Origin of the sequence: Nocardiopsis sp. TNDT3 (assembly GCF_003427465.1) — a bacterium.
Lineage (GTDB): Bacteria > Actinomycetota > Actinomycetes > Streptosporangiales > Streptosporangiaceae > Nocardiopsis > Nocardiopsis dassonvillei.
The window spans coordinates 1-2,261 of the sequence record NZ_QPFC01000731.1; the positions used below are offsets into that span (position 1 = coordinate 1).

The 2,261-nt window shown below is 75.5% G+C and carries 2 protein-coding genes; both read left to right on the forward strand.

Features of this window, described 5'->3' with window-relative positions; translation table 11 throughout:
- Positions 1-108 precede the first annotated feature (108 nt).
- Positions 109-1,068, forward strand: a complete 960-nt coding sequence (locus tag DQW06_RS18095; protein ID WP_117198962.1) for a MoxR family ATPase — start codon at positions 109-111, stop codon at positions 1,066-1,068.
- Complete coding sequence (locus DQW06_RS18100; protein ID WP_117198963.1) at positions 1,068-2,195, forward strand: DUF58 domain-containing protein; 1,128 nt, start codon at positions 1,068-1,070, stop codon at positions 2,193-2,195. Before DQW06_RS18095 ends, DQW06_RS18100 begins: the two co-directional genes overlap by 1 nt.
- Positions 2,196-2,261 lie beyond the last annotated feature (66 nt).

Here is a 2,261-nt window from a genome sequence, read left to right on the forward strand (position 1 = left end):
GGCGACGACGGCGCAGCTCCACCCCACCACCCCACGCGGAAAGACGCCCTCTCTGTGAACACCCATGCCCTTTCCGGCCCGCCCGCACCGGTGACGGCGGACGAAGCGGTGGTCCTCGCGGACGAGTTCGACGGGATCGCGGCCTCCGTCGGGTCGGCCGTCCTCGGCAAGGCCGAGGTCGTACGCCTGGCCCTGGTCGCCATGCTCGCCCGGGGCCACATCCTGCTGGAGGACGTCCCCGGCACCGGCAAGACCACGCTCGCCCGCGCCATGGCCGCCAGCGTGGACGGCGTCTGGCGGCGGATCCAGTTCACCCCCGACCTGCTGCCCTCCGACGTCACCGGCGTCACGGTCTTCAACCAGGCCACGCGGGAGTTCGAGTTCCACCCCGGCCCGGTCTTCGCCAACGTCGTCATCGCCGACGAGATCAACCGGGCCTCGCCCAAGACCCAGGCGGCCCTGCTGGAGGTCATGGAGGAGCGCACGGTCACCGTGGACGGCGCGGGCCACCAGGTGCCCTCACCGTTCCTGGTCGTGGCGACCCAGAACCCGGTGGAGATGTCGGGCACCTACCGGCTGCCCGAGGCGCAGATGGACCGGTTCCTGATGCGGCTCTCCCTGGGCTACGCGGACCCCGCCAGCGAACTCGCCATCATCCGCGGCGACCGGCTCGTCTCGCCCGAGGACCTGAGGCCCAGCACCGGCGCCGAGCGGATGGACCTCATGCGGCGGACCGCGGACCGGGTGCACGTCCAGGACTCGGTCTACGAGTACGTCCTGCGCATCGCCCACGCCACCCGCGTCCACCCGGCGCTGGGCGTGGGCCTGTCCACCCGCTCGACGGTGGCCATGGTGCGGGCGATGAGGATGCTCGCGCTCACCTCGGGCCGCCCCTTCGTCGAGCCCGAGGACGTCAAACTCCTGGCCCGGCCGGTGTGGGCGCACCGCCTGGTGCTGTCCCCGGAGGCCTCGGTCGGCGGACGCGGCGGAGCCGACGTGCTGGAGGAGATCCTGAAGGAGACCCCGGCGCCGCCGCCGCGCCACCCGGGAGCCCCGGCGAGCCGCTGATGCCAACGACACGGGGATGGCTGGTCGCCTGCTCGGGCGTGCTCCTGCTCGCGGTCGGCGTCCTGTCCCAGTACCAGGAGATCGCGCTGCTCGGCGGCGTCGCCGTGACCGTGGTCGCCGTGGCGGTGCTGCTGGTGGGGCGCCCCGCCGCGGTGCGCGTCCAGCGCTCGGCCTCCACCACCCGGACCTCCCCCGGCGCCACCGTGCGCGTGCGGGTCGAGGCGATCAACACCGGACGGCGCTCCGTGCAGGTCAGTGAGCGCGTCCTCGGCTCCGACGGCGAGCGCGCGGTGCCGCTGCGCCCCCTGGCCGCGCGCGCCACCGGCGGCTCCGACTACCGGATCGGGGCCCTGCGCCGCGGGGTGGTCGAACTGGGGCCGCTGCGGGCCGGGCGCTCCGACCCGCTGGGACTGGCCTCGCTGCGCCGGGACCACGGCGGCACCGAACGCGTCTGGGTGCACCCCCGCTGGGAGCACCTGCGGGCCGTCCCGATCGGCCGCGTGGCCGACCCCGACGGCGCGGCGGACGGCGCGCCCGCGGGCACCCTGACCTTCCACACCCTGCGCGACTACGTGCCGGGCGACGACCTGCGCCACGTCCACTGGCGCAGCTCCGCGCGGCTGGACAAGCTCGTCGTGCGCGAGTACATCGACACCTCCCAGACCCGGATCTGCGTCATCGTCGACGACCGCCCCACACCCGGCGGCGAGGCCCGCCTGGACGAGGTGGCCGGCGCGGCGGCCTCCATCGTGGCCACCGCCGTCCGCTCGTCCCTGCACTGCGAACTGCGCCTGGCCAGCGGCAGGGGCAGGGAGAGCACGGGCGGCCTGCCCCCGCTGCTCGACCTGCTCTCCGAGGCCCGGAGCACTCCGGGGGCCGACCTGCACCGCGCCCTGCTCCTGGCCCGCACCCGTCCCGCCGGTGACACCGCGGTCCTGGTCAGCGGCGCGCTCACCGCCGAGGACCTGCGGTCGTTCGGGCGGCTCGGCGACCGCTACGCGGGCCTGATCGCCGTCGTCGTCGGATCGGAGGAGCACCCGACCGCGCCCCCGGACGTCACCCTGCTCACCGCCGGTGACGCCGCCGGGTTCGCCGACCGATGGAACGAGGCGCCGTGGTCACGCTGACACCGCCACCCCGCGCCGAGGAGGCTCCGGCCGCTCCCGCGCCGCCGGGACCGCCCCCGGGCGGCC

What these genes read in the sequence shown, in the direction of transcription:
- DQW06_RS18100 (WP_117198963.1), top strand. Translation starts at nt 1,068, where the DNA reads ATGCCAACGACACGGGGATGGCTGGTCGCCTGCTCGGGCGTGCTCCTG.